General features: G+C 73.7%; 24 protein-coding genes. 4 read left to right on the top strand and 20 right to left on the bottom strand.

Annotated features, from left to right (window positions below; genetic code table 11):
- Nucleotides 1-10 precede the first annotated feature (10 nt).
- From carB to pyrR, 5 genes are read right to left on the bottom strand one after another with little or no spacing between them, the layout of a single operon-like run.
- Entirely contained in the window at nucleotides 11-3,394 is a 3,384-nt protein-coding gene (carB, locus tag ACPFP2_RS19835; RefSeq protein WP_424090660.1) for a carbamoyl-phosphate synthase large subunit, read from the bottom strand.
- Nucleotides 3,387-4,532 carry a glutamine-hydrolyzing carbamoyl-phosphate synthase small subunit gene (gene carA / locus ACPFP2_RS19830; RefSeq protein WP_424090659.1) on the bottom strand — a complete coding sequence of 382 codons (1,146 nt, stop codon included), beginning with the start codon at nucleotides 4,530-4,532 and terminating at the stop codon, nucleotides 3,387-3,389. Before carA ends, carB begins: the two co-directional genes overlap by 8 nt.
- The gene (locus ACPFP2_RS19825) at nucleotides 4,533-5,810 is read right to left on the bottom strand and encodes a dihydroorotase (protein WP_424090658.1); all 1,278 of its coding nucleotides are present in this window, start codon (nucleotides 5,808-5,810) and stop codon (nucleotides 4,533-4,535) included. It abuts the gene before it with no gap.
- Nucleotides 5,807-6,733: an aspartate carbamoyltransferase catalytic subunit gene (locus tag ACPFP2_RS19820; protein WP_424090657.1), complete on the bottom strand. Its 927-nt coding sequence runs from the start codon at nucleotides 6,731-6,733 to the stop codon at nucleotides 5,807-5,809. The genes ACPFP2_RS19825 and ACPFP2_RS19820 overlap by 4 nt, the downstream gene beginning before the upstream one ends.
- Nucleotides 6,730-7,314 (bottom strand): bifunctional pyr operon transcriptional regulator/uracil phosphoribosyltransferase PyrR, encoded by a 585-nt coding sequence (gene pyrR / locus ACPFP2_RS19815; RefSeq protein ID WP_424090656.1) that lies wholly within the window; start codon nucleotides 7,312-7,314, stop codon nucleotides 6,730-6,732. The genes ACPFP2_RS19820 and pyrR overlap by 4 nt, the downstream gene beginning before the upstream one ends.
- Before the next feature lie 292 nt (nucleotides 7,315-7,606).
- Here pyrR and ACPFP2_RS19810 point away from each other — a divergent pair, with 292 nt between their 5' ends.
- Nucleotides 7,607-8,095 carry a transcriptional regulator gene (locus tag ACPFP2_RS19810; protein ID WP_013285505.1) on the top strand — a complete coding sequence of 163 codons (489 nt, stop codon included), beginning with the start codon at nucleotides 7,607-7,609 and terminating at the stop codon, nucleotides 8,093-8,095.
- 88 nt (nucleotides 8,096-8,183) lie between these two features.
- On the opposite strand, the gene nusB is transcribed toward ACPFP2_RS19810, so the two are convergent.
- The 4 genes from nusB to aroB all read right to left on the bottom strand — a co-directional run bounded on the left by nusB (nucleotide 8,184) and on the right by aroB (nucleotide 10,850).
- A complete protein-coding gene (gene nusB, locus ACPFP2_RS19805) occupies nucleotides 8,184-8,594 on the bottom strand; it encodes a transcription antitermination factor NusB (RefSeq protein ID WP_170839547.1) in 411 nt (136 codons plus the stop codon).
- Nucleotides 8,595-8,617: 23 nt separating this feature from the next.
- Nucleotides 8,618-9,175: an elongation factor P gene (efp, locus tag ACPFP2_RS19800; RefSeq protein ID WP_053655444.1), complete on the bottom strand. Its 558-nt coding sequence runs from the start codon at nucleotides 9,173-9,175 to the stop codon at nucleotides 8,618-8,620.
- Nucleotides 9,176-9,336: 161 nt separating this feature from the next.
- Nucleotides 9,337-9,777 carry a type II 3-dehydroquinate dehydratase gene (aroQ, locus tag ACPFP2_RS19795; protein ID WP_424090655.1) on the bottom strand — a complete coding sequence of 147 codons (441 nt, stop codon included), beginning with the start codon at nucleotides 9,775-9,777 and terminating at the stop codon, nucleotides 9,337-9,339.
- A complete protein-coding gene (gene aroB / locus ACPFP2_RS19790; RefSeq protein ID WP_424090654.1) occupies nucleotides 9,774-10,850 on the bottom strand; it encodes a 3-dehydroquinate synthase in 1,077 nt (358 codons plus the stop codon). Before aroB ends, aroQ begins: the two co-directional genes overlap by 4 nt.
- Before the next feature lie 163 nt (nucleotides 10,851-11,013).
- Here aroB and ACPFP2_RS19785 point away from each other — a divergent pair, with 163 nt between their 5' ends.
- Together ACPFP2_RS19785 and ACPFP2_RS19780 are read left to right on the top strand one after the other, a co-directional pair.
- Complete coding sequence (locus ACPFP2_RS19785) at nucleotides 11,014-11,532, top strand: DUF2243 domain-containing protein (protein WP_424090653.1); 519 nt, start codon at nucleotides 11,014-11,016, stop codon at nucleotides 11,530-11,532.
- Complete coding sequence (locus ACPFP2_RS19780) at nucleotides 11,529-12,434, top strand: cytochrome c oxidase assembly protein (protein ID WP_424090652.1); 906 nt, start codon at nucleotides 11,529-11,531, stop codon at nucleotides 12,432-12,434. The genes ACPFP2_RS19785 and ACPFP2_RS19780 overlap by 4 nt, the downstream gene beginning before the upstream one ends.
- Before the next feature lie 2 nt (nucleotides 12,435-12,436).
- On the opposite strand, the gene ACPFP2_RS19775 is transcribed toward ACPFP2_RS19780, so the two are convergent.
- On the bottom strand, nucleotides 12,437-13,402 hold the full coding sequence (locus ACPFP2_RS19775; RefSeq protein ID WP_424090651.1) for a helix-turn-helix transcriptional regulator: 966 nt from the start codon (nucleotides 13,400-13,402) through the stop codon (nucleotides 12,437-12,439).
- An 81-nt stretch (nucleotides 13,403-13,483) separates the two neighbouring features.
- On the opposite strand from ACPFP2_RS19775, the gene ACPFP2_RS19770 reads away from it, so the two are divergent.
- Nucleotides 13,484-14,212 carry an alpha/beta fold hydrolase gene (locus tag ACPFP2_RS19770; protein WP_424090650.1) on the top strand — a complete coding sequence of 243 codons (729 nt, stop codon included), beginning with the start codon at nucleotides 13,484-13,486 and terminating at the stop codon, nucleotides 14,210-14,212.
- A gap of 141 nt (nucleotides 14,213-14,353) precedes the next feature.
- On the opposite strand, the gene ACPFP2_RS19765 is transcribed toward ACPFP2_RS19770, so the two are convergent.
- The 10 genes from ACPFP2_RS19765 to ACPFP2_RS19720 all read right to left on the bottom strand — a co-directional run bounded on the left by ACPFP2_RS19765 (nucleotide 14,354) and on the right by ACPFP2_RS19720 (nucleotide 26,737).
- Complete coding sequence (locus ACPFP2_RS19765) at nucleotides 14,354-14,860, bottom strand: shikimate kinase (RefSeq protein WP_091300984.1); 507 nt, start codon at nucleotides 14,858-14,860, stop codon at nucleotides 14,354-14,356.
- Nucleotides 14,861-14,885: 25 nt separating this feature from the next.
- Entirely contained in the window at nucleotides 14,886-16,064 is a 1,179-nt protein-coding gene (gene aroC, locus ACPFP2_RS19760; protein ID WP_424090649.1) for a chorismate synthase, read from the bottom strand.
- Nucleotides 16,065-16,163: 99 nt separating this feature from the next.
- A complete protein-coding gene (locus tag ACPFP2_RS19755) occupies nucleotides 16,164-16,805 on the bottom strand; it encodes a class I SAM-dependent methyltransferase (RefSeq protein WP_424090709.1) in 642 nt (213 codons plus the stop codon).
- 68 nt (nucleotides 16,806-16,873) lie between these two features.
- Complete coding sequence (locus tag ACPFP2_RS19750; protein WP_424090648.1) at nucleotides 16,874-17,767, bottom strand: sulfotransferase domain-containing protein; 894 nt, start codon at nucleotides 17,765-17,767, stop codon at nucleotides 16,874-16,876.
- Nucleotides 17,768-17,780: 13 nt separating this feature from the next.
- A complete protein-coding gene (locus tag ACPFP2_RS19745) occupies nucleotides 17,781-19,328 on the bottom strand; it encodes a lipopolysaccharide biosynthesis protein (RefSeq protein ID WP_424090647.1) in 1,548 nt (515 codons plus the stop codon).
- A complete protein-coding gene (locus ACPFP2_RS19740; protein WP_424090646.1) occupies nucleotides 19,325-20,746 on the bottom strand; it encodes an O-antigen ligase family protein in 1,422 nt (473 codons plus the stop codon). Before ACPFP2_RS19740 ends, ACPFP2_RS19745 begins: the two co-directional genes overlap by 4 nt.
- 115 nt (nucleotides 20,747-20,861) lie before the next feature.
- On the bottom strand, nucleotides 20,862-21,809 hold the full coding sequence (locus ACPFP2_RS19735; RefSeq protein ID WP_424090645.1) for a glycosyltransferase family 2 protein: 948 nt from the start codon (nucleotides 21,807-21,809) through the stop codon (nucleotides 20,862-20,864).
- Nucleotides 21,802-23,466, bottom strand: a complete 1,665-nt coding sequence (locus ACPFP2_RS19730) for a Wzz/FepE/Etk N-terminal domain-containing protein (RefSeq protein ID WP_424090644.1) — start codon at nucleotides 23,464-23,466, stop codon at nucleotides 21,802-21,804. The genes ACPFP2_RS19735 and ACPFP2_RS19730 overlap by 8 nt, the downstream gene beginning before the upstream one ends.
- Before the next feature lie 128 nt (nucleotides 23,467-23,594).
- On the bottom strand, nucleotides 23,595-25,577 hold the full coding sequence (locus tag ACPFP2_RS19725; protein ID WP_424090643.1) for a delta-60 repeat domain-containing protein: 1,983 nt from the start codon (nucleotides 25,575-25,577) through the stop codon (nucleotides 23,595-23,597).
- 218 nt (nucleotides 25,578-25,795) lie between these two features.
- Nucleotides 25,796-26,737: a glycosyltransferase gene (locus ACPFP2_RS19720; RefSeq protein ID WP_424090642.1), complete on the bottom strand. Its 942-nt coding sequence runs from the start codon at nucleotides 26,735-26,737 to the stop codon at nucleotides 25,796-25,798.
- Nucleotides 26,738-26,792: the final 55 nt, after the last annotated feature.

Here is a 26,792-nt window from a genome sequence, read left to right as displayed (position 1 = left end):
TGCGCGCCGGTCACTGGGCGGCTCGCAGGGCGGCGTGGAGTTCCTGCAGGGGGCGGACGCGCATGTCGCCGCGGATGCGGGCCTCGATGCCCATGACCGCCGCCGCCGCGCCGGGGACCGTGGTGATGCAGGGGATGTCGGCCGTGACGGCGGCACTGCGGATCTCGTAGCCGTCCGAACGGGCGCTCGCGCCGGAGCCCTGCGGGGTGTTCACCACCAGGGCCACGTCGCCGCCGAGGATCAGCGACACCGCGTCCTCGCCCTCGCCCGACTCGTAGTGCTTGCGGATCTGCTCGCAGGCGATGCCGTGCCGGCGCAGCACCTCCGCCGTGCCGGTGGTGGCGACGATCTCGAAGCCCAGGTCGGCCAGGCGCTTGATCGGGAAGATCATGCCCCGCTTGTCCCGGTTGGCCACCGAGACGAAGATCTTGCCGCCGGTGGGCAGCGAACCGTACGCGGCCGACTGCGACTTGGCGAAGGCGTGCCCGAAGTTGGTGTCGATGCCCATCACCTCGCCGGTCGACTTCATCTCCGGACCGAGCAGCGAGTCGACACCCTTGCCGGACGGGGTGCGGAACCGCTTGAACGGCAGCACCGCCTCCTTCACCGCGATCGGGGCGTCGGCGGGCATGCTGCCGCCGTCCCCGGTGGGCGGGAGCATCCCCTCGGCGCGCAGCTCGGCGATGGTGGCGCCGAGCGCGATCCGGGCCGCCGCCTTGGCCAGCGGCACCGCCGTGGCCTTGGAGACGAACGGGACGGTACGGGAGGCGCGCGGGTTGGCCTCCAGCACGTAGAGCATGTCGTCCTTGAGGGCGTACTGGACGTTGAGCAGGCCGCGCACGCCGACGCCCTTGGCGATCGCCTCGGTGTAGCGGCGCACCTGGGCCAGGTGCGAGCCGGCCAGGGTGATCGGCGGCAGCGCGCAGGACGAGTCGCCGGAGTGGATGCCGGCCTCCTCGATGTGCTCCATCACGCCGCCCAGGTAGACCTCGCCGTCGGCGTCGCAGAGCGCGTCCACGTCGATCTCGATGGCGTCGTCGAGGAACCGGTCGACCAGCACCGGGTGGTCCGGGGAGATGTCGGTGGCCCGGCCGATGTAGTCGCGCAGCGTGGCGTCGTCGTAGACGATCTCCATGCCCCGCCCGCCGAGCACGTACGACGGCCGGACCAGCACCGGGTACCCGATCTCGTCGGCGATCGCCTTCGCCTCGTCGTACGAGGTGGCCATGCCGTGCGCCGGGGCCCGCAGCCCGGCCCGGGCCAGCACCGCGCCGAACGCGCCGCGTTCCTCGGCGAGGTGGATCGACTCCGGGGAGGTGCCGACGACCGGCACCCCGGCGTCCTTGAGCCGCTGCGCCAGGCCCAGCGGGGTCTGCCCGCCGAGCTGCACGATCACCCCGACCACGCCGGGCCCACCGGCCGCCTTGCCGGAGGAGTCCTCGGCGTGCCATACCTCCAGCACGTCCTCGAAGGTCAGCGGCTCGAAGTAGAGCCGGTCGGCGGTGTCGTAGTCGGTGGAGACCGTCTCCGGGTTGCAGTTGACCATCACGGTCTCGTAGCCGGCGCCGGCGGAACCGGACGCAGTGCCGCCGAGCGGCGCGCTGCGCAGCGCCTGGACGGCGTGCACGCAGGAGTAGTCGAACTCGATGCCCTGGCCGATCCGGTTCGGCCCGGAGCCCAGGATGAGCACCTTCGGCCGGGCCGACGGCACGACCTCGGACTCCTGGTCGTAGGTGGAGTAGTGGTACGGCGTGGTCGCCTCGAACTCGGCGGCGCAGGTGTCCACCGTCTTGTAGACCGGCCGGACGCCGAGCCGGTGTCGCAGGGTGCGCACGCCGTCCTCGGCGGCCAGCTCCGGGCGCAGCGCGGCGAGCTGCCGGTCGGACAGGCCGGCCCGCTTGGCCCGGCGCAGCAGGTCGGCGTCGAGCACCGGGGCGTCCACGATCTCGGCGCGCAGTTCGACCAGCGCGGCGATCTGGTCCAGGAACCACGGGTCCATCCCGCCGGAGGCCGTGGCCACCTCGGCGATGGAGGCGCCCAGGCGCAGCGCCCGCTCGACGGTGTACAGCCGGCCGTCGTGCGGCATCCGCAGCGCGGCCAGGGTGTTCTCCCTGGTGGCACCCGCCGGGTCCGGGGTGGTCCAGAAACCCGACGACTTGGTCTCCATCGAGCGCATCGCCTTGTTGAGCGCCTCGGTGAAGTTGCGCCCGAGGCTCATCGCCTCACCGACCGACTTCATCGTGGTGGTCAGCTCCGGGTCGGCGCCGGGGAACTTCTCGAACGCGAACCGGGGGATCTTCACCACCACGTAGTCCAGGGTCGGCTCGAACGCCGCCGGCGTCTTCAGGGTGATGTCGTTGGGGATCTCGTCGAGGGTGTAGCCGATGGCCAGCTTGGCGGCGATCTTCGCGATCGGGAAGCCGGTGGCCTTCGAGGCCAGCGCCGAGGAGCGGGACACCCGGGGGTTCATCTCGATCACGACGATCCGGCCGTCCGCCGGGTTGACCGCGAACTGGATGTTGCAGCCGCCGGTGTCGACCCCGACCTCGCGCAGCACCGCGATGCCCAGGTCGCGCAGGCGCTGGTACTCCCGGTCGGTCAGCGTCATCGCCGGGGCGACGGTGACGCTGTCGCCGGTGTGCACGCCCATCGGGTCGACGTTCTCGATCGAGCAGACCACCACCACGTTGTCGTGGCGGTCGCGCATCAGTTCGAGCTCGTACTCCTTCCAGCCGAGCACGCTCTCCTCGATGAGCACCTCGTGCACCGGGCTGGCGGCCAGGCCGGCGCCGGCGATGCGCGCCAGGTCCTCGTCGGTGTGCGCCATCCCGGAGCCCAGGCCGCCCATGGTGAACGACGGGCGGATGACCACCGGCAGGCCCAGCTCGGCCACGGTCGCCTCGACCTCGGCCATGGAGTGGCAGACCCGCGAGCGCGGCACCAGCGCGGTGGGGTCGGCGACGCCGATCCGCGCGCCGGCCTTGGCGACGATGTCCTTGAACAGCTGCCGGTCCTCGCCGCGGTGGATCGCCTCGATGTTCGCGCCGATCAGCTCCACGCCGTACTTGTCGAGCACGCCCGCCTCGTGCAGGGCGACCGCGGTGTTCAGCGCGGTCTGCCCGCCGAGGGTCGGCAGCAGCGCGTCGGGGCGCTCCTTGGCGATGACCAGCTCGACGAACTCCGGGGTGATCGGCTCGACGTACGTGGCGTCGGCGAACTCCGGGTCCGTCATGATCGTCGCCGGGTTGGAGTTGACCAGGCTGACCCGGATCCCCTCGGCCCGCAGCACCCGGCAGGCCTGGGTGCCCGAGTAGTCGAACTCGCAGGCCTGCCCGATGACGATCGGCCCGGAGCCGATGACCAGGATGTGCTTGAGGTCGGTGCGCTTAGGCATTCTTTCCGCCTTCGATGAGCTCGGCGAAGCGGTCGAAGAGGTAGTCCGCGTCGTGCGGGCCGGCCGCCGCCTCCGGGTGGTACTGGACGGTGAAGGCGGGCACGTCCCTGGCCCGCAGCCCCTCGACCACGTTGTCGTTGAGGCAGACGTGCGACACCTGGACGCCGCCGAACTCGGTCTCGATCACCTGGTCGGGGACGACCGCCCCCGCCCGGACACCCGGCACCTCGACCGCGAAGCCGTGGTTGTGGCTGGTCACCTCGACCTTGCCGGTGACCCGGTCGAGCACCGGCTGGTTGATGCCACGGTGGCCGTAGCCGAGCTTGTACGTGCCGAAGCCGAGCGCCCGGCCGAGGATCTGGCTGCCGAAGCAGATGCCGAACAGCGGGATCCTGCGGCCGAGCACGTCGCGGGCGAGCGCGACCGGCCCGTCGGCGGTGGCCGGGTCGCCCGGGCCGGGTGAGAAGAAGACCGCGTCCGCTCCGGTGGCGAGCAGGTCGTCGATGGTGGAGCCGGCGGGCAGCACGTGGGTGGTGACCCCGCGCGCGGCGAGCCGGCGCGGGACGTTGCGCTTGATGCCCAGGTCCAGCGCGGCGACGGTGAACCGGTGCGGTCCCTGCGCCTCGACGACGTACGACTTGTCGGTGGTCACCTCGGCGGAGAGGTCCGCGCCCACCATCTGGGGGGACTGGCGGACCCGGGCCAGCAGGGCGCGCGGGTCGTCGTCGACGCTGGAGATGCCGACCCGCATCGCGCCCCGCTCGCGCAGGTGCCGGGTCAGCGCGCGGGTGTCCACGCCGCTGATGCCGACCACGCCCTCGGCGGCGAGCCGGTCCTCCAGCCCGCCGGTGGCGCGCCAGTTGGAGCCGATCCGGGCCGGGTCGCGCACGACGTACCCGGCGACCCAGATCCGGCCGGACTCGTCGTCCTCGCCGTTGACGCCGGTGTTGCCGATGTGCGGCGCGGTCTGCACCACCACCTGCCGGTGGTAGGAGGGGTCGGTCAGGGTCTCCTGGTAGCCGGTCATGCCGGTGTTGAAGACCGCCTCGCCGAAGGTCTCCCCGACGCTGCCGTACGCCTCGCCGTGGAACGTGCGCCCGTCCTCCAGCACGAGGATCGCGCTTCTACGCTTCGCCATTTACTTGACAGCCTTTCCGTCCAGGACCGTCGGCTCGCCGCGCAGGAAGGTCGCCACGATGCGACCCGGCAGCGTCATGCGGGCGTACGGGGTGTTACGACTGCGGCTGGCCAGTTCCGCGGGCTCGATCACCCGGCGGGCGGCCGGATCGACCAGGGTGAGGTTGGCCGGCACGCCGGGCGCCGGGTCGACGCCGTGGCCGTCCAGGCCGGCGATGCGGGCCGGGGTGCGCGACATCCGCTCGGCGATCAGGTCCCACTCGGGGCCGAGCACGTCGAGGGCGATCGACAGCGCCGTCTCCAGGCCGAGCATGCCCGGCCGGGCGTACGCCCACTCGCACTCCTTGTCCTCCACCGCGTGCGGGGCGTGGTCGGTGGCGACGACGTCGATGACGCCCTCGGCCAGCGCGGCGCGCAGCGCGGCGATGTCGGTGTCGGTGCGCAGCGGCGGGTTGACCTTGTAGACCGGGTCGTACGTCTCGGCCTTGACGTCGGTGAGCAGCAGGTGGTGCGGGGTGACCTCGGCGGTGACCCGGACCCCGCGCGCCTTGGCCTGGCGCAACACCTCGACGCTGCCGGCGGTGGAGACGTGGCAGACGTGCAGCCGGCTGCCGACGTGCTCGGCCAGCAGCACGTCCCGGGCGATGATCGCCTCCTCGGCGACCGCCGGCCAGCCGGTCAGCCCGAGCCGGGTGGAGACCTCGCCCTCGTGCATCTGCGCGCCCTCGGTGAGGCGGGGCTCCTCGGCGTGCTGCGCGATGATCCCGTCGAACGCCTTGACGTACTCCAGCGCCCGGCGCATCAGCTTCGGGTCGGCGACGCAGTGCCCGTCGTCGGAGAAGATCCGGACCCGGGCCGCCGAGTCGGCCATCGCGCCCAGCTCGGCCAGCCGCTCCCCGGCCAGGCCGACGGTGACCGCGCCGATCGGCTGCACGTCGACCAGGCCGGCCTCCCGGCCGAGCCGCCAGACCTGCTCGACGACGCCGGCGGTGTCCGCGACCGGGGAGGTGTTCGCCATCGCGCAGACGGCGGTGTAGCCGCCGAGCGCCGCCGCCCGGGAGCCGGACTCGACGGTCTCGGCGTCCTCGCGGCCGGGCTCACGCAGGTGGGTGTGCAGGTCGACCAGGCCGGGCAGGGCGACCAGCCCGGTGCCGTCGAGCACGGTGGCGTCCGGCGCGGTGAGCCCGGCGCCGGTCTCGGCGACGACGCCGTCGCGGATCAGCAGGTCGGTCGGCGCGGCGCCGACGACGCTCACGTTCCTGATCAGGTACGGGGTCACAGGTTGTTCCCTCCGAGCAGCAGGTAGAGGACGGCCATCCGCACGGAGACCCCGTTGGCGACCTGTTCGACGATGGTGGAGCGGGGTGAGTCGGCGACCTCGGGCGTGATCTCCATGCCCCGGTTCATCGGACCGGGGTGCATGACGATCGCGTGCTCGGGCAGCCGGCGCATGCGCGGGCCGTCCAGTCCGAAGCGACGCGAGTACTCGCGGGCGGAGGGGAAGTACGAGTCGTTCATCCGCTCCCGCTGCACCCGCAGCATCATCACCACGTCCACGCCGGGGAGAACGGCGTCGAGGTCGTAGGAGACGTCGGTGCCGGGGGCGAGCGCGGCGGAGATGTCCATCGGGATGAGGGTGGGCGGGCCGACCAGGGTGACCTTCGCCCCGAGGGTGGACAGCAGCAGCACGTTGGAGCGGGCCACCCGGGAGTGCAGCACGTCGCCGACGATCGCCACGTGCAGGCCGGCCAGCCGGCCCAGCCGCGAGCGCATGGTGTACGCGTCGAGCAGCGCCTGGGTCGGGTGTTCGTGGGTGCCGTCGCCGGCGTTGACCACCGACCCGTCCACCCAGTTGGCCAGCCGGTGCGGGGCGCCGGAGGCGGGGTGCCGGACGACCACCGCGTCGGCCCCCATCGCCTGCAGGGTCAGCGCGGTGTCCTTCAGGCTCTCGCCCTTGGTCACGCTGGAGCCCTTGGCCGAGAAGTTGATCACGTCGGCGCTGAGCCGCTTGGCGGCGGCCTCGAAGGAGATCCGGGTCCGGGTGGAGTCCTCGTAGAAGAGGTTGACCACGGTCCGGCCGCGCAGCGCCGGGAGCTTCTTGACCTCCCGGCCGGCGACGGTGGCCATCTCGGCGGCGGTGTCGAGGATCTGGGTGGCGGTGGCCAGGTCCGGGTCGGCCCCGGAGAGCAGGTGGCGGATCATGAAGGGCTCCCCCCGTACAACTTGACCTCGTCGGCGCCGTCGGTCTCGGCGAGGGTGACCTTCACGCTCTCGGCCAGCGAGGTGGGGATGTTCTTGCCGACGTAGTCGGCGCGGATCGGCAACTGGCGGTGGCCCCGGTCGACCAGGACGGCGAGCTGCACCGAGGCGGGGCGGCCCACGTCGTTCAGCGCGTCGAGGGCGGCGCGCACGGTACGGCCGGAGAAGAGCACGTCGTCGACGAGGATGACCCGCTTGCCGTCGATGCCGCCCGGCGGGAGCTGGGTGGGGCCGATCGCGCGGGTGGCGTGCCGGCGCAGGTCGTCGCGGTAGAGGGTGATGTCGAGCACCCCGACCGGGACGGCGACGTCCTCGAAGGTGTTGATCCGGGCGGCGAGCCGCTTCGCCAGCGGGGCGCCCCGGGTGGGTATGCCGAGCAGCACGGTGTCGGCGGCGCCCTGGGTCTTCTCCAGGATCTGGTGGGCGATCCGGTCGACGACGCGCTGGACGTCGGCGCTGGCGAGGATCACCTTCACCGAGGGTTGTCGCTGCGGCGACGACGGGGCAGCCGGTGGGCAGGCCACGGCGGACCTCCTTCCCCGCCTCACGGGACGGGTCGTTAAAGGACGTCTGGCACCACCGGTGCGGATCGGCGGGCGAGCCGCGCCGGGGCTTCACGCCACGTTACCAGCGGTCACCGGACCGACCGCCGGCACCCACTGATCCCCGGATCAGGGCGGCCAAATGGGGACAACTCCGTCCGGGCTCGCCAACGGTCAGGTCACGAGCACTTGACCACGTGTCGCAATCCCCGTACCGTCACGCTCCGTAGCGATCGCTGGGAGAACCCCAAAGCACAGCACTGGGAGTGTCCGAATGCCCTCTGAATACGCCAAGTCGCTGGGCGCCCGCCTGCGCTCCATCCGCCAGCAGCAGGGCCTGTCCCTGCAGGGCGTGGAGGAGAAGTCGAACGGCCGCTGGAAGGCCGTGGTGGTCGGCTCGTACGAGCGCGGCGACCGGGCCGTCACCGTTTCCCGCCTGGCGGAGCTGGCCGACTTCTACCGCGTTCCCGTCTCGGAGCTGCTGCCCGACGGTAGCGGGGTGCGCCACGAGCCCACCAGCAAGATCGTGCTGGACCTGGAACGGCTCTACGACGAGGCGTCCGAGGACCTCGCCTACGTCGCCCGGTACGCCCGCGCCATCCAGCAGCAGCGTGGTGACTACAACGGCCGGGTGCTCTCCATCCGCGCCGACGACCTGCGCGCCCTGGCGATCGTCTACGACGCCTCGCCGTCCGGTCTGATCGAGCGGCTCACCGAGCACGGTGTGCTGGTCGCCGACCCGCGGGCGTTCTTCGCGTCCTGAGCTGTCGCACCGAGAAGGGCCCGTGCCGGTCGGCACGGGCCCTTCTCGTCGTCGGTGTCGCGGCGGCCGGTCGGCCCGTCGCCGTCGATCAGCGGGTGGTGTACTCGGCGATCCGGCCCAGCACCCCGTTGAGGAAGCGCGGCGAGTCGTCGGTCGACATCTGCCGGGCCAGCTCGACCGCCTCGCTGATCGCCACCGCGTCGTCGATCTCGTCGACGTAGAGCAGCTCGTAGACGGCGATCCGGGCGAGGTTGCGGTCGACCACCGGCATCCGGTCCAGCGTCCAGCCCTCGGCGTAGCTGGCGATCACCTCGTCGATCCGGTCGAGGTGCGCGGCCACCCCCTCGACCAGGCTGACCGCGTACCCCAGGTGCTCAGGCCGGGGCTTCTCGATCCGCTCGACGTAGCCGGCGAGCACCTCGACCGGGGGCCGGTCCCGCAGGTCGGCCTCGAAGAGCACGTCCAGCGCCCGCTTACGCGCCTTGCGGCGCGACGGCATCTGCTGCTTGGGACCCTCGGCCATCAGGCTCGGCCGAGGTAACGGCCGTCGCGGGTGTCGACCTTGATCTTCTCGCCGGTGGTGATGAAGAGCGGCACCGGCACGGTCGCGCCGGTCTCCACGGTGGCCGGCTTGTTGCCGCCGGTCGAGCGGTCGCCCTGCAGGCCCGGCTCGGTGTAGGTGACCTCCAGCACGACGGAGGTGGGCAGCTCGATGTAGAGCGGCACGCCCTCGTGCGTGGCGACGGTCGCCTCGGCCTCGGGGAGGAGGTAGTTGGCCGCCTCGCCGACGGTGCCGCCGGGGACGGTGATCTGGTCGAACGTCTCCAGGTCCATGAAGACGTAGTCCTCGCCGTCGGCGTAGAGGTACTGCATGGTGCGCTTGTCGACGGTCGCGGTCTCGACCTTGGTGCCCGCGTTGAAGGTCTTGTCGACCACCTTGCCGGACAGCACGTTCTTCAGGGTGGTACGCACGAAGGCGCCACCCTTACCGGGCTTGACGTGCTGGAACTCGACGACGGACCAGAGCTCCCCGTCGAGGTTGAGTACCAGGCCGTTCTTCAGGTCGTTGGTGGAGGCCATTTCCTGCCTTGATCATCAAGTGGCGGACAGACCCAGGAAGTCTACTCGCTGCGTCGCACCGGCGACCCCCGCGTGTCGGAGGCGGACCACCGTCCCACGCTGCGGTCACCCCCGCGCGAGCGACGAGCGTCACAGCCGGTGACGTACGTCGCGGGTGCGGGTCACCCGGAGCGGCCGGCCAGGTGCCGCAGCGCCAGCCGGTAACCGTCCACGCCGAGACCGCAGATCACCCCGGTCGCCACGGCGGAGACCACCGAGTGGTGCCGGAACTCCTCCCGGGCGTGGATGTTGGAGATGTGCACCTCGACCAGGGGGCCGCGCAGCAGGGCGCAGGCGTCGCGCACCGCGATCGAGTAGTGCGACCAGGCGGCCGGGTTGAGCACCACCGCCGCGCCCTCGTCGGCCGCCTCGTGCAGCCAACCGATCAGCTCGTGCTCGGCGTCGGTCTGCCGCACCGTCACGTCCAGCCCCAACTCCCGGCCGGTGTCCACGCAGAGCGTCACCAGGTCGGCGTAGCTGGTCACCCCGTACACGTCGACCTGGCGGGTGCCCAGCCGGCCCAGGTTGGGCCCGTTGAGCACGTACACCCTCGGCGCGCTCACCGGCTGACCTCCCGGTAGGCGGCGTGCAGCAGGTCGTCGTCCGGGCCCTCCAGCATCGCCGGCCGGGCCAGGCCGTCGAGCACCACGAACCGCAATCGGCTGCCCCGGGTCTTCTTGTCCACCCGCATCGCGGCCAACAGCTGCGGCCAGGCGTCGGCCGGATAGCTCGTGGGCAGGCCGAGCGCGGCGAGCACGGTGCGATGCCGCTCGGCGGTGGCCGCGTCGAGCCGCCCCGCCAGCCGGGCCAGGGCGCCGGCGTAGACGGTGCCGACCGCGACGGCGTGCCCGTGCCGCCAGCGGTAGTCCTCCACCTTCTCGATGGCGTGCGCCAGGGTGTGCCCGTAGTTGAGCACCTCGCGTACCCCGGACTCGCGCAGGTCACCGGAGACCACGTCGGCCTTGACCCGGATCGCCCGCTCGATCAGCTCCCGCACCACCGGCCCGCGCGGGTCGGTGGCGGCGGACGGATCGGCCTCCACCAGGTCGAGGATGACCGGGTCGGCGATGAAGCCGCACTTGACCACCTCGGCCAGCCCGGCGGCCAGGTCGGCCGGGGGCAGGCTGTCCAGCGTGGCCAGGTCGGCCAGCACCCCGACCGGCGGGTGGAACGCGCCGACCAGATTCTTGCCGGCGGCGGTGTTCACGCCGGTCTTGCCGCCCACCGCGGCGTCGACCATGCCCAGCAGGGAGGTCGCCACCGGCACCCAGCGCACCCCGCGCAGCCAGCAGGCCGCCACGTAGCCGGCCAGGTCGGTGACCGCGCCGCCGCCGACGCCGACCACCGCGTCGGTACGGGTGAAGCCCGCCGCGCCGAGCCGGTCCCAGCAGTCGGCGGCCACCTCGATCCGCTTGCCCGCCTCGGCGTCGGGCACCTCCACGGTCAGCGGGGTCGCGCCGGCCGCGCCGAGCCGCTCGGCGAGCGCGTCGGCCAACTCCTTGAGCGGGGGCGCGTGCAGCACCGCCACCCGGGTCGCGCCGGGCAGCAGCCCGGGCAGCTCGTCCAACAGGTCGCGTCCCACCAGCACGTCGTACGGCCGCTCGCCGCCGACCGGGATCCGGGTCACCTCGTCCATCGCCCGGGAGCCTAGTCCAGCCCGGACGCCGAAACGGCCGGCTGTCCACCTGGTGGCGCGTCGGACCGAACCCGGACCCGTGACGCCGGTGGTGATCCGGACGTTTGGCCCTGCGGGGCGCGGGCAGGGGCGAACGGGACAGCTCCACGAGGCGGAGGTACCGATGAGCACCACGACCATCGACGGCGCCGACATCCGGCTGCCCGCCACCATCCTCGGCGTCGGCCTCGGCGGCTTCGTCGACGGCATCGTCCTGCACCAGGTGCTCCAGTGGCACCACCTGCTCAGCAGCACCGACAGCGACAACATCGGGGTGAAGGCGTACCCGGTGGACACCGTCGCCGGGTTGCAGATGAACACCCTGTGGGACGGGCTGTTCCACGTGGTCACCTGGGTCGCGGTGCTCACCGGGCTGGCCCTGCTCTACGCCCGGGTCACCCGTTCCCGGGGCCGGCTGTGGCGCTCCGGAGCCCTGTGGGGCTGGGCGCTGGTCGGCTGGGGGCTGTTCAACCTGGTCGAGGGGATCGTCGACCACCACCTGCTCGGCATCCACCACGTCCGCACCGGCCCGTACCAGACCGCCTGGGACGTCGGCTTCCTGCTGCTCGGCGTGGTGCTGATCGCGGTGGGCTGGGCTGTGCAGCGCCGGGCCGGCACGGTCGACACCTGCGCCGACCGGTGACCGGGCACCACGGGAGCGTCGTCGGGCCGCTGCTGCTCGTACCGGCGCTGCTGTTCTGGGTCTACCTGGCCGCCGCGCTACGGGAACGGGACCGCGGCGGGTGGAGCCACTGGCGTACGGCGAGCTTCGGCGCGGGCGCCGCGCTGCTCGCGGTGGCCGTGGTGGTCCCCGGCCACGACCTGGTCGGGCACATGTGGCGGCACCTGCTGATCGGCATGCTGGCCCCGCTCGGGCTGGTGCTCGGCGCGCCCGGCACCCTCGCCCTGCGCTCGGTGAACCGGCCGCGAGGGCGGGCGCTGGTCCGGCTGCTGCGCCACCCGGTGGTGGGGGTGCTCGCCCACCCGGTCACCGGGCTGCTGCTCACCGCCGGTGGGCTGTACCTGCTGCACCTGACCCCGCTGTACCGGGCCACGTTGGCCAGCCCGGCGCTGCACACGCTGGTGCTGGCGCACTTCCTGGCCAGTGGCTACCTCTTCACCTGGGCGATCGCGGGCCCGGATCCGGGGCCGCACCGGCCCGGGGTGCCCGTCCGCCTCGTCGTGCTGGGGCTCTCGGTGGCCGCGCACGCCACCCTGGCCCAGCTGATGTACGCCGGCCTGGTCGACGCCGCCGCGCCGGTGGCGCACGTGCGGGCGGCGGCCACCCTGATGTACTACGTCGGCGACCTCGCCGAGATCCTGCTCGCCCTGGCCCTGCTGGTGACCTGGCGCCCCACCCCCGCGCCCCGCGCGCCCTCCCCCGCGCCCCGCGCCCCGCGCGCCCGCGCCCGCGCCCCGCGCGCCCGCGCCCGCCCCGCGCGCAGTTTCACGGAAAGAGTGGCTATCGGCGGCCGGGTAGCCACTCATTCCGTGAAGTTGCGCGGATCTTGGAGTGGGGGTGGGGCGCGAGGTGGGGTGGGGTGAGGTCAGGTGGAGGGGCGGGCGGCCCAGGTGGCGAGACGGGCGGCGTGGGCGCGGACGGCGTCGCGCAGCGCGGCCGGGTGGCGGACGGTGAACGGCCAGCCCAGACCGGCGAGCAGCTGCGCCATCCCGTCGAGCCGCTCGGCCCGGGCGCGCAGCAGCACGCCGCCGGGAACCTCGGTCAGCTCCGCCAGGCTGGGCGGCACCCGCCGTCGGGCGGTGGCCAGGTCGGTCTCCAGCAGCACCTCGACGGTGTGGGCGTACGGGACGGCGGCCAGCGAGCGGGTCACCTGGGCCACCGGGTCGAAGCCCGCCGGCGGGATGAAGGTCTGCGTGCCGGTGGTGACGTCGCCGATCCGGTCCAGCCGGAAGACGCGCACCTCGTCGCGGAGGTGGTCGTGGCCGGTGACGTACCACCGGCCGGCGTGGAACACCAGCCCGTACGGGTCGAGCTGCCGGCGGGACGCGCCGCCGGAGTGGGACCGGTAGTCGAGGGTGACCCGCTGGCGTCGCCGGGTGGCCGCGCCGAGGGCGAGCAGCGTGCCGCTGGCCGGCCGGGTCGACGGGTCGGACTCGCGCAGGGTGAAGCCGAGGTGTTCCCGCACGGCGGCGAGGCGCTCCGCGAGCGGGGCGGGCAGCACCCGGCGGATCTTGGCGAGCGCGGTGGCGGTGGCCGGTTCCTCGGTGCCCAGCCCGAGTCGGTCCGCGGCGAGCAGGCCGAGCAGCACCGCGACCGCCTCGTCATCGGTGAGCATCAGCGGCGGCAGCTTGTAGCCGGGGCGCAGCCGGTAGCCGCCGTACCGGCCGCGCTCGGCGGCGACCGGGATGCCGAGGTCGGCGAGGGTGGTGGCGTAGCGGCGCACGGTGCGCGCGTCGACGCCCAGGCGCGCGGCGAGTTCGGCCCCGGTGAGCCGGTGGTGGCTCTGGAGCAGTTCGAGCATGCCGAGCACCCGGCCGGCGGGATGTGACACGGGCCACCCCTCTATACCGGGCGGAAGTTGTCCGCAATTGATCCTACGGTGTTCCGGTACGCCGAGACGAGGGAGATCGAGATGGCGACGTTCGTGCTGGTGCCGGGGTTCTGGCTGGGCGGCTGGGCCTGGCGGGAGGTGACCGGTGAGCTGCGCCGGCGCGGCCACGAGGTGTACCCGCTGACCCTGACCGGGGTGGCCGAGCGGGCCCACCTCGCCGGGCCGCAGGTCGGTCTGGAGACGCACACCACCGACATCACCGCGCTGATCGAGACGGAGGACCTGCGCGACGTGGTGCTGGTCGGGCACTCCGGCGGCGGCATGCCGGTCATCCAGGCGGCGGACCGGATGCCGGACCGGATCGGCACCGTGGTCTACGTCGACAGCGGCCCGCTGCCCGACGGGACGTCGCAGTTCGACACCAACCCGCCCGAGGAGCAGCAGCGGCTGCGGGCGCTGATCGGCGACGGCCACCTGCTGCCACCACCGGCCTGGGATCGGGCCGAGGACCCGGAGAACCTGGCCGGCCTGGACGACGCGGCGCTGGCGCTGCTGCGCCGGCGCGCCACCGGGCAGCCGCTGCGGGCCGCCACCGACCCGGTCCGGCGCACCGGCGGGCGGCCGGTGCCGACCGCGCTGGTCGCCTGCACGTTCCCGATGGAGGTGGTCCGGACGATGATCGCCCAGGGGCACCCGTTCTTCGCCGGGCTCGCCGACGCCGCGCTGCACGGGCTGCCCACCGGCCACTGGCCGATGCTCAGCGAGCCGACGGCGCTCGCCGACGTGCTGGACACCATCGCGCGCGGCTGACGGACCGCACGGGCGTCGCCGGTCCACCCGGTCCGGCGACGCCACCGCATGGTCGCCGACGGTCGACCGGCGGGCACCGCCGACGAGCGGAGCGCGGGGACCGGCGGACACGGCGGCCGGGGCCGGCCGGCCGGAGGCCCGTCAGGGCTTGAGCAGGCCGACGATCTCGGCGGCGATCTCCTCCGGGGCACGCCCGTCGGTGACCACGGTCGCGGTCGCCACCTCGGCGTACAGCGGGCGGCGCTGGTCCATCAGATGCTTGAGGGTGGCCCGCGGGTTGATCGCGAGCAGCGGACGGCCGGTGCTGAGCCCGACCCGCTTCACCGCGTCCGGCAGCTCCACCGACAGGTGCACCACGGTGTGCCCGACCAGCGCGGCGCGGTTCTCCTCGGCGAGGACCGCGCCGCCGCCGAGGGCCAGCACGCCGCCGTGCGAGGCCAGCGCCGCCGCCACCGCCGCCCGTTCGAGGGTACGGAAGTGCGCCTCCCCCTCGTCGATGAAGATCTCCGGGATCGGCTTGCCGGCCAGCGCCTCGATGTCGGCGTCGGTGTCGCGGAAGTCCACCCCGAGCCGGGCCGCCAACTCCTCGCCGACGGTGGTCTTGCCGGAGCCCGGCGCGCCGACCAGCACACAGACCGGCTTCGTCATCGGGTCACGCCCCGACGCGCCGCGCTCACCGGATCACCAGCGCGTCGAGGTAACCGGCGAGGTTGCGGCGGATCTCCGCCACCGAGTCGCCGCCGAACTTCTCGGTGGCCGCCTCGGCGAGGACCAGCGCCACCATCGCCTCGGCGACCACCGCCGCGGCGGGCACCGCGCAGACGTCGGAACGCTGGTTGATCGCGGTGGCCGGCTCACCGGTGGTCACGTCCACCGTCGCGAGGGCCCGGTTCAGCGAGGAGATCGGCTTCATCGCGGCCTTCACCCGCAGCGGCTCGCCGGTGGTGATGCCACCCTCCAGGCCGCCGGCCCGGTCGGTGACCCGCCGCACGCCGGTGGCGGTGGGCATGATCTCGTCGTGCGCCTCGGAGCCACGCGAGCGGGCCTGCTGCCAACCGTCGCCGATCTCCACGCCCTTGATCGCCTGGATGGACATCAGCGCGGTGGCGAGCCGGGCGTCGAGCTTGCGGTCCCACTGCACGTGGCTGCCGAGACCCGGCGGCACGCCGTACGCCAGCACCTCGACCACGCCGCCGAGGGTGTCGGCGGCCTTCTTCGCGGCGTCGACCTCGGCGACCATCCGGGCACTGGCCTCCGGGTCGAGGCAGCGCAGCGGGTCGGCGTCGATCCGCTCGGCGTCCTCCGGCCGGGGCCGCAGGCCCGGCTTCACGGCGACCGGGCCGAGTTCCACCACGTGCGAGACGATCTCGATGCCGAGGGCCTGCTGCACCAGGGCCTTGGCCACCGTGCCCACGGCCACCCGGGCGGCGGTCTCCCGCGCGCTGGCCCGCTCCAGGATCGGCCGGGCGTCGGTGTGGCCGTACTTCTGCATGCCGGCGAGGTCGGCGTGGCCCGGCCGGGGCCGGGTCAACGGCGCGTTGCGGGCCTGGCTGGCCAGTTCGTCGGCGTCGACCGGGTCGGCGGCCATGACGGTGCGCCACTTCGGCCACTCGGAGTTGCCGACCCGGATCGCCACCGGGCTGCCCAGCGTGACGCCGTGCCGCAGCCCGCCGATGATCTCGACCTCGTCCTGCTCGAACGCCATCCGCGCGCCCCGGCCGTAGCCCAGCCGGCGGCGGGCCAGCTCACCGGCGATGTCGCCGGAGGTCACCGCCACTCCGGCGGGCACACCCTCCAGGAGGGCCACGAGGGCGGGGCCATGGGATTCACCTGCAGTCAGCCAGCGCAACACGACGCTCAGTCTGTCACGCCGGAGCACCCGCCCGACGCGCTGCCCGGGGCGTCCCGCCCTGCGGACACGCGCGTCCGCAGGGCAGGTCACCGGGGCCGGTCAGACCGTCCGGACCGCGATGATCGACTTGGTCATGCCGAGCAGCCGTTCGGCCCGGATCGTCGAGTCGGGGAAGAGGTAGCGCATCTCGGCCCGGCCGATCAGCTCGGTGGTGAGCACCTGCTTCATCGCCTGCTCCCAGGACTTGCCGGGGGTGTACGCCAGCGGCCACTTGCGGGCCACCGCGACCCGGGCCGGCACCGGCAGGAACTGCATGCCGGGCGCCACCCAGTGCGGCTCGACCGGGAAGTACCGGTACGGGGTCTGCACCCAGTGCCGGGGGGCCAGCTCGCGGATCGCCTCGGCCATCCGGCGGCGGCGCTCGTGCCCGCCCACGTGCTCCAGCACGCTGTTGCTGAACACCAGGTCGTAGCGACGGCCCAGGATGGCCGGCGGCAGCTCGCAGGCGTCCGCGTGGTCGGCCTCCATCCCCTCGGGCAGCTCCGCGGGCAGCGGCTCCAGGTTGACCACGTGCACGTGCTTCGGCCGCACCGGCACCGTCGACCAGCTGCCCACCCGGCCACCCAGGTCCAGCACGGACATCTCCGCCAGGTCCGGGAAGGTCTCCGACAGCCAGAGCGCCCGCTTCGCCCGGCGCTTCGCCCCGTACGAGTCGGGCGAGTCGACCAGCCGGAAACGCAGCGCGTTGAGGGAGCTGCGGCGGGGCGTCGCCGGGCTCTCGTCGTTCGTTCGGGTCCCGCTCGCCACGGTCAGCTCCCCCAGTCGAAGGTCATGCCCAGCCGGCTGGCGAGGGCCTCGTTGTACGGCGCGTAGTACCGGGTCAGCTCGGCGCGCACGGCCGGGCCCATGGCGCTGCTGCGCCGGTCGTTGAAGACCTCGAACCGGTCGAGCCGGTACGACGGCAGGCCGAGGAAGTCGAGCACCCGGGCGTACGTGGCCGCCGGCTCCCGGTAGAGCGTCTCGCTGGGCAGGATCAGCAGCTGCGCGGGGTCGAAGCGGTCCAGCCAGGGCTCCAGGTGTTCCAGGTAGCGGCCCCGGGCCCGGTAGCTGTACCAGTCGTAGGCGTTGGAGACGTACGTCGGATCGGCGATCAACTTCTCCCGCTCCCCCGCCGTACGCTCCTCCTCGGCGGCCAGCGCCTCGGCGAAGTCCAGCGGCTCCACCCCCTCGGTGCGCCGCTCCTTCCAGTGCGAGTACGCCCGCTCCACCGGGTCGCGCAGCAGCACGATCAGCTTCACCGACGGGATCAGGTCGGCCACCCGCTGCGCGGCGAGCGGGTGGAACATGTACAGCGGCGCGGCCTCCCCCACCCGGGTCGGTCCGCCGTGCCGGCGCTCCAGCGCCTGCCGCTGCCGGCGGGTCGGGAAGTGCGAGCGGTACCACGCCTCGCCCCGGGAGAAGGTGTCCTCGAAGTAGTGCGAGGTCTTGGTGTTCCAGGCCGGGAAGAGGCGCGGCACCAGCGGGTGCTCCAGCAGGTAGCGCCAGAGCGAGGTGGTGCCGCCGCGTTTCGTGCCGATGATCAGGAAGTCCGGCAGCGGACGCCGGTCGCTGGTGCGTTCCCCGTACCGGACCAGTGAGCTGCGCACCCCGGTCACCAGCGGGGTGGGCACCAGGTGCTTGACCCGGTCCCGCATCGTCGTCATCGCGTCCTCCTCGTCATCGCGGCCCCCGCCCCAGCAGGGTGGGCGCCGTCGCCCGCACCCGTCGGCGTACCCCGGGGTGCAGCAGCAGCGCGCCGGCGAGCAGCACCGCCACCCCGAGGGTGAGGAACAGTCCGGCCACCCCGCGGCCGGCGACCGCCGCGCCCGCACCGGCCAGGACGGCGGTGGCCGTGCCGGCGACCAGCGCGGCCGACAGCACCGCCCGGGTGATCAGCGGCTCGCCGACCACCCGGCGGGCGGCCACCGTGGCGATCACGTTCTCCACCACGATCCCGGCGGTCCAGGCCAGGGCCGCGCCGAGCGCGCCGTGCGGCGGGATCAGCACCACGGCGAGCCCGACGTTGAGCAGCAGCCCGGTGGCGGCGGCGATCAGGTGCCGGCCGCTGCTGCCGCTCATCAGCAGCAGCGTCTGCACGATGCCGGTGCCGGAGTTGACCATCATGGCGCCGGCGAGCACGACCATCGCGGCGGCGCCGGCGGTGAACTCCGCGCCGAACAGCCGCAGGAAGCCGGGGGCGAAGACGGCCAGCAGCAGGTAGCCGGGCCAGGACAACGCGATGATCCAGCCGGTGATCCGCCGGTACACCGCCGCCGCCTCGGCGGTGCGCCCCTGCCCCAGCAGGCGGGACAACTGCGGCGCGACGGCCACCCGCAGACCCTGCATGATCAGCAGCCCGGCCAGCGCGTACCGGCCGACGGCGCCGATGACGCCGGCCTCGGCCTGGTCGGCGAGGGCGGCGGTGAGCAGCACGGTCAGCCACATGCTGCTGGCGTCGATGGTCGCCGACGCGGCGCGGGGCAGGGCGAAGCCCCACAGCGTCCGCCAGTCCTCGCGGACCGGCCGCAGCGTCGCCCCGGAGGTCAGGGCGAGCGGACGCACCAGCAGCGCCGCGCAGGCCAGCACGGCCAGCGCCACCGGGGCGAGCCAGCCGCCGAAGGCGACGGTCACTCCCGCGCCGGCGGCGAGCGCGGCCAGCACGAGCGCCGGGCGGGCCGCCGGCACCAGGACGTACTGCACGGCGACCAGGGCGGCGACCGGGCGGACCGCCCGGACGGCGGCGAGCAGCACGGTCATCGCCACCACGAACGGCAGGCCGGCGAAGGCCAGCCGGAGCAGGCCCGGCCCTTCGGTGGCGCCCGGGTCGAACAGCACCGGCGCGAGCGCCCCGGCGCCTGCGACGCCGACCGCGGCCACGGCCACGGTGAACAGCAGCGTCGGTGCCAGGGCCACCGGCAGCAGCCGGGCGGCGTCCCCGTGCCGGCCGGGGGTGCGCCGGGGCAGGGCCCAGACCAGCGCGGTGTCCGCGCCCGCGCAGCAGAGCACGCCCATGATGGCCACCACGCCGATGGCGGTGAACATCGCGCCGGAGCCCGCCGGGCCGAGACCCCGGACGATCACCACGGTCAGGACGAAGCCGAGCAGGCCGTTGACGGCCGCGCCGGCCAGCCCGACCATGCCGTTGCGCGTGCCGCGCCGTACCTCCCGCTCGCCGGACTGCGGCGCGGACGCGACGGCGGTGGCGCGCGTACCCGGGTCGGTCATGTCGCCCCTCCCCCTCGTGGCGTCTGGCCGACCGGCCGCTGCGGCGCGGACCCGGCCGGCGGACGGTCCGGCGCGGCCGGGTCGGCGGTGCGCAGCGGCACGGCCGCGACCCCGGTCGCCCCCTCGGGCGCGTCCGGGCGCTGCGGCACGGCGGCCCGACCGAAGCCCCGGGTACGCCACGGCGTCAGCGGCGCCGGCCGGGACATGCTGGACGGGCCGAGCGAGGCCCGGTTGACCGGCCCGCTGACCGCGGCGAGCCCGGCCCCGACGGCGAAGAAGATCACCGACAGGTTCGGGTCGATGTAGGCGTAGACGGGGATCACCACCAGCGCGATCACCGGGACGGTGCTCAGCCAGTGCCCGGCCGGCGAGACCGCGGCGGCCAGCCGCCGGGCCACCAGGACCAGCCAGGACAGGAAGAGCACCAGCGCCGGGATGCCGTGGCTGTAGAGGATCTGCCAGATCAGCCCCTGGGTGCCCAGCGGCTCCTCCGCGAGGGTGGTGTCCACGCTCTTCGGCGCGCCGTACCCGAGCAGCGGCGAACGCTCCACCGCCTGCCAGGTGCGCAGGTACAGGTCCATCCGGTCGACGTTGGTGTCGGTGGTGCTGACCCGGGCGTCGATCATCTCCTGCACCGGGACGACCAGGCTGACGATCCAGACCAGCACCACCAGGCCGGCGATCGAGACGATCAGCCGGGCGTTGCCGCGCACCAACGCCCGCAGGCCCAGGTAGAGCAGGCCGGCGCCGAGACCGAGGAACATGCCCCGGTTGAGCGTCATGAACGCCGGCACCACCGACAGCGGCAGCGACACCCACAGCGCCACCCGGAACCGCCCGGTGCGCACCGAGGTCAGGTACGCCAGCACGCACGGCACCAGCAGCGCGTACGCCGTGCCCCAGTTGTTGGTGTACGGGTACGGCGCGGCGGTGCGGTAGATCGGCGTGCGGGACACCGGGTTGAACTCGTTGGCGCGCACGTGGGTCAGCGCCTGGATGTAGCGTTCACCGGCGATGCCGCCCGGCAGCGCCAGCTCCACCGGCGTGGTCAGCGCGAAGGTGGGCGCCAGCACGGCCAGCCAACCCAGCGCCACGATGCCCAGCCAGTACCAGCCGAGCGGGCGCAGCACCCGCTCCCAGGAGGCGCCCTCCCGGATGAGGGTGTAGACGTACACGCAGACCACCAGGGCGGTCGCCAGGAAGCCGTAGCGCAGCCCGAAGGTGAAGTACGCGGTGACCCGGTCCAGCCGGGTGGCGCTGAGCAGCACCACGACGAGGAAGACCAGCCAGCAGGCGGCGCCGGCCGGCAGGGGCACCCGGCCCCGGGTGACCAGCAGGGCGAGCAGGACGACGCCGAACACCGACCAACCGAGGTAGAACGCGCCCAGCGCCCACCAGATCGGCACCAGCCCGAACATGACCGTCAGCGGCCAGACCGGCAGCGGCGGCGGCCCGGCCGTGCGCCGCGCGGGGCCGCCGGAGGTCGGCGCGGTGCTCCCGGGTGTCGGCGGCGCAGCGGTCCCGGGCCGTCGGTCAGACACCCCGCCCCGTCCGCTGGGCCAGCCGGAGCACCCGCTCCCCGGAGAGCAGCCCGAGCACCACGGGCACGGTCACCAGCACCCGCTTCTCGCGCGGGTTCAGCCGGAGCACCCGGCCCAGCTCCCGCACCGCCTCCCGACGGCGTCGTCCGGAGGCGAGCGCGAAGGCGATCTGCCCGTGCAGCCGGGCCAGGCCGGTACGGCTGCCCGCCAGCTCGGGGTGCTTGTCGATCAGGTAGCGGGTGGCCTCGACGATCATCGCCCAGCGGCCGAAGAAGAAGGAGCCGCCGTGCCAGTCCACCACCACCAGCACGTCCGGCACGATCACCACCGGGCCGTGCGCGGCGATGCGCAGCAGCCACTCGTAGTCCTCGCCGTAGCCGCCGGGCAGCTCCTCGTCGACCGGGCCGATCGCGTCCCAGGTGGAGCGTCGGATCAGGATGGTGCTGGAGTGCACCTCCATGATCCGGTCCTCGACGAAGTCCGCCAGCCTCACCTCGGCGACGTCGAGGCGGCGTTCCTTGGCGATGCCCGGGCCCTCCAGCCGGATGCCGCAGCTCGCGGCGGCCGCGTCGGGGCGGTCGGCGAGCAGCTCCACCTGGCGGCGCAGCTTGGCCGGCAGCCAGAAGTCGTCGTCGTCGCAGAAGGCGATCAGGTCGTGCGAGGCGGTGTCCACGCCGGTGTTCCGGCCGCCGGGCAGGCCCCGGGAGTGGGTGTTGTTGACGTAGCGCAGCGTGCGGCCGTCCGGCACGGGCAGGTCCAGCGGGCGGATGTCGGTGTGGTCGTACACGACCACGCACTCGACCGGGCCGGGATGGTCCTGGTCGAGCACCGCCCGTACGGCCCGCTCCAGCAGCCCCGGACGGTCCCGGGTGGCCACCACCACGGTCACCGGCGGGTACACCGTCGAGGTCGGGCCCGCCGGCCGGTCCCGGTCAGTCACGGCCCTCTCCCGTCACCACGAACCCGAACGGCTCCACCCCGACCGACCGCAGCCGCTCCACCAGCTGCTGGAGCTGGTTGGTGCGGGTGCGGTCCCGGGCCGCGACCAGCACCGCCCGGCCCTCCCGGGCGGCCCGCACCCCCCGCTCGTCGTGCAGCGCGGGCGGGGCGTCGAGCACGGTGAGACCGTCGCCGGGCGCGGCGTCGAGGTCGACCAGACGCACCCGTCCGGGGCCGATCCGCAGTTCCTGCCCGTCGGCCGCGGTGCCGGCGGCCGGGGCGGGCCGAGGGGTGGTCGGGATGACCTCCGTCTTGTCGTCGGTCGTGGTGGACCGGTACACCGCGCCGTTCTTCGCCTCCGCGGTGGGGAACGGCCGGGGCTTGCGGACGGCGGGGATCACCATGGTGTCGTCGGGGCCGCCGCCTCCGGCGGGCGTGGGGGCCGGGGCCGGCGTGGCCGCCGGCACCGACGTGGTCGCGGGCGCCGGACGGGGCCGGGGCAGCTTGCTGCGGGCCGGCTCCACCGGTGGGTTGCGGCGCTGGGCGTCCAGCATCAGCGGCCGGATCCGGTCCAGGCTCTCCGGGGTGACACCGAGCCGCACCTCGTGGCCGGCGGCTGCCAGCACCACGGCCAGGCCGGCGGTGACCTGCTCGCGCCCCTCGTCGGCCGACGAGGAGAGCACCACCAGCGGGGTGCGCTGCGGCCCGTCCACCCACCGGCCGAGGGCGAGCGCCAGGTAGCGCAGGTCGGCCTCGTCGGGCTGGCCGGACCGGTCCCGGCGGACCGTGCCGAGCAGCGGCGCGCCGATCGCGCTCGCGGCCTCCCCGGCGGTGCGCACCCGGCGGTCCAGCGACTCCCGGACGAACGCCACCAGGCCGCCCAGGAGCAGGCCGCCGAGCAGACCGGCCACCAGGATCAGCGGGGCGGCGTCCCGGCTGGAGGGCACCGGGGTACGCGCGGCGCTGGTCACCGAGCCGGGGCTCAGGTCGGCGGAGGCGACCTTGGACCGCTGCTCGGCCAGGGTGGCGAGCTGGTCGTTGAGCGCCCGGAGCTGGTCCAGCAGGGCGCTGGTGCGCGGTGACGGGTTGCTCGACGGCTGGTTGGCCGGCAGGGACTTCTGCGTGGTGGTGCGCTGGGCGGTGACCACGGCGATCGTGTCGTCGTACGACTTGAGCACCGCCGCGCGCTGGTTCTCGTACATCCCCTTGCGCAGTTCCAGGTACGCCTCCGCCGCGCCGTTCGCGCCGTCGACGGCCTCCTGCTCGCCGCGCCCGGAGTAGCTGAAGCGCATCACCTGGCCGCCGACCGGCGTCTCGACCTCCAGGGCGTCGGCCACCGCCTCCGGATCCCGACCGGTGATGCCGGCGACCCTGTCGATGACGTCGTTGCTGGTGGCGATACCGCTCTCGGCGGTCATGTTCACCGCCCGGTCGGCCGCCACGGACTGCACCGAGAACGGGTCGGTGACCACCGGCCGGACCACCACGGCGGTGGTCGCGGTGTACGTCGCGGGCAGGACGAACAGGTAGCCGAGCACGGCCAGCAGCACCAGCGTCGCGGTGGCGAGCACCATCCGCCACCGCCGCAACGGTATGCGGGCCAGCTCGACGAGGCCGACCGGGCGTTGCCGGGCGGGAGCGACGTCGGTCACGTCCATCAGTCAGTCCTTGCGCGATGAGGGGTGGGTGGCCGACCGGGCCGGCCGAGGGGCGCGGGGGCCGGTGGTCGTCTCATTGTCGCCGACCGTTCACCGATGGTCGACACGTCCACCGGCCCCCACCATTGTCAGGACCGCCGGTGTTTCGGAATTGGCGCCGGACGTGGGCGATCGGCCGACAGGGACGAGGAGCCGGCGAAGAAGAGCGTCCGGCTGGACCAGTCCACCCCGGCCGAGGCCGGCGCGACCAGCACCGACGCGGCGCCGTCGACGGCCGCCTCGTCGAACGGCACGGCCCGCAGCCCGCCGTCCGTGTGGCCGTACACGATCTTGCCGTTGACCCAGGCCATGCCCCGTACGCTGCCCCAGGCCAGACCGATGCTCGGCAGCGTGAACTCGGTGCAGCCGACGATGGAGCCGTCCGGCTCCAGGTAGCGGTAGAAGAGCTTGTTGGTGCCGGACCTGGTGTAGTACATCCGACCGTTGAGGTAGAAGGCCCCGCTCATGGTCGCGGGCTTGAACCAGTTGTTGTAGCCGCTGCTGATCCACGGCACGCCCACCGTGCCGCCGGTGAACATCGACACGTCGAGGTAGCTGCCGTTCGGGGCGGTCGGGTCGGTCTTGGACCAGTAGAGCTTGTTGCCGAGCGAGAACGACGCGCCGGCCGAGGTCAGGTTCGGCTGCGGGCTGGCCTCGGGGGCGCCGAGCGTGCTGCCGTCGAACGGCACCTTGACGGTCTGCCCGTCACCGGTGCCGACGTAGAGGTGCCCGGACGCGGCCGACGGGGCGTTGACGGCCGGGATCACCCGGCCGCCGGCGAACGGGAACAGACCCATCCGGCCGTGGTACTCGTTGCCCAGGCCGTCACTGTCGAAGCCGGCGTAGACGCCGGTGCTGCCGCGCCACAGCTCCCACAGGATCGGCCCCCAGTCGGTGGTGCCCGCCGGGGCGCCGGAGCGCGTCGGGTTCCACACCAGCGGCATGCCGTTGACCGGGTCGAGCGCGCCCAGACCGTACCGGTTGATGGCGCCCGCGCCCGCGGCGTCGTTGGCGTTGGCGTTGTTCAGCCAGCGGAAGTGCCCGCCGACGTAGACCACGTTGTCGGCGGCCTCGATCGAGGTCACCGAGTCGCGGCCGGTGTCGTTGATCCAGGTGGCGTCGATGGCCGCGCCCCGGGTGGCGGTCTCGAACCGGACGATCGTGTCGCAGTACGCCCCGATGGTCCGGCCGCCGTCGGCCGCGATCACGAAGTAGCTGCCGTCGTCGGAGAAGTCGACGTCGCGGGCGTAGAACGGGAAGCCGGCGCCGCACTGCGCCACGTACCGCTGGGTGCTCCAGTCCGCGACCTTCGGGGTGCCCTTGAGGTCCTCGACCAGCACCACCTGGTTACGGGACTCGCCGTTGACCAGGGTGAAGTTGCCGACCGCCACCAGGCTCTCACCGTTCGGGGCGACGGCGAGACCCCAGACCAGCTCCGAGCTGGACCGGGCGACGCTGGCGTCGACCTGGAACGTCGGGTCGATCGCGCCGGTGCTGGCGTTGAGCCGGGCCAGCAGCGAGTGCTGGGTGCCGTTGACCCAGTGGAAGGCGCCGGCGATGTAGAGCTTGTCGCCGACCACGATGGTGCGCCGGACCAGGCCGCCGTCACCACGACCGACCCAGGAGCCGACGGTGGCGCCGGTGACCGGGTCGAGCTGCACCAGGCTCTTGCGGTCCACGCCGTTGACGGTCTTGAAGGCGCCGCCGACGATCAGCTTGCCGTCGGGGCTCACGGCCAGGGCGTGCACCGCCCCGTCCAGCGCCGGGGTGAAGTCCGCCTTCAACGCCCCGGTCGCCCGGTCGTACGCGAAGAGGTAGTTGCGGCTCGTCCAGCTCGCGTCACCGGCGGCCTTGACCGAGGTGAAGGCGCCACCCACGTAGACCGTGGCGCCGATCTCGGCGAAGGCCTTGACGTCGCCGTTCTGCGCGTGCGGGGTGTTGTCGGTCGGGTTGGCCGAGGTGAGGGTCATGGCGACCGGGGTGGGCACCTCGGCCCGGGCGGGCGCGGCGAGCAGGCCGACGGCCAGCACCGGGGCGGCGAGCGCGGCGAGCCACCGCCGCGGGGCCCACACCCGGCCCGATCGAGACGACGTTGGAAGAAGCACTGGCGCCCCCAATGATGAAGTGAGATCGTGCGTAGCTTGCTGCGCCCGGACATTTCGCACCATCAACCGACCGGACCGCTCGGGCGGCGGCTCGGTCCGGTCTGTCCGTACGGGTCGCTGTCCGGCGACCCACGGCGGACGACGTCGGCGACTCGACCGGTGGACGTGCCGGCCGGGCCGGTCGTTCACGCCGCCCACCGGAACGGGGTGAGGGAGCCGGCCGTGCCGACCGTCCACGATGCCGCCTCCGCCAGGTCCTCGGCGGTGACCGCGTCGGCCTCGCGGGCCAGGACCAGCCCGCGCCGGTCCAGTTCCCGGGCCATCTCGACCTGGTGGTCGTCGACGTGTTCGGCGTGCGCCCGACGTCGGGGCACGTAGATCGCGCGGTGTCCGGCGCGCATCGCGGCCAGCGCCGAGCCCACCCCGGCGTGCGTCACGACCACGTCCGCCTCCCGCAGGGCCTGCTGCATCTGGGCGTGCGGCACCTGACGGCGGGCGCCGGCCGGCATCCGGGGGATCTCGGTCGACCCGACCTGCCAGAGGATCTCCGCCTCCGGGGGCAGCACCTGCACCAGCCGGGCCAGCAGCCGCGGGAAGCCGAACCGCTCGTGGGTGCCGAGCGCCACCACGATCCGCGACACCGGTCGTGGCTCGGGACGCCGGGCGGCGACGTAACCGTCGAAGATGGAGCCACCGTAGCGCCACCGGCCGCCGGCCCAGCCCGGGTACTGGGTGTAGAGCCGGGTACGGGGCAGCCGCGCCACCAGCCGGCCGGTCAGCGACGGCCCCTCGGTGCGGGTGGCGCTCTCGATGTAGTGGCAGGCCAGGCCGTGCCGGGCGGCCGGCAGGAAGAAGGAGAGCGCGACGCTGGCGCCGGTGCTGACCACCTGGCGGAACCGGCCGCCGCGCAGCACCTTGCGGGCGGCCAGGGCGTCGCGCAACGCGCCGGCCAGGTCCCGGGTGGTGGCCGGCGGGACGTGGATGACCTCCTGCCCGTCGAGCAGCGACCGGCTCTGCGGCGAGTCGAACGTCGCCCAGACACAGTCGTCCTGCACGCCGAGCCGCGGTGCGAGGTCGTGCAGCTCCGCGAGGTGTCCACCGGTGGAGGCGACGAGAAGGGTGGTCACGTCGTGCCAACTTCCGTGTCGAGGGGTGGTGGGCCGGTCGCCGCGCGGGAAGGGG

Source organism: Micromonospora citrea, assembly GCF_049629545.1.
Lineage (GTDB): Bacteria > Actinomycetota > Actinomycetes > Mycobacteriales > Micromonosporaceae > Micromonospora > Micromonospora citrea_A.
Note: the sequence above shows the minus strand (reverse complement) of the source record. Positions and strands in the feature narration are given on the sequence as shown.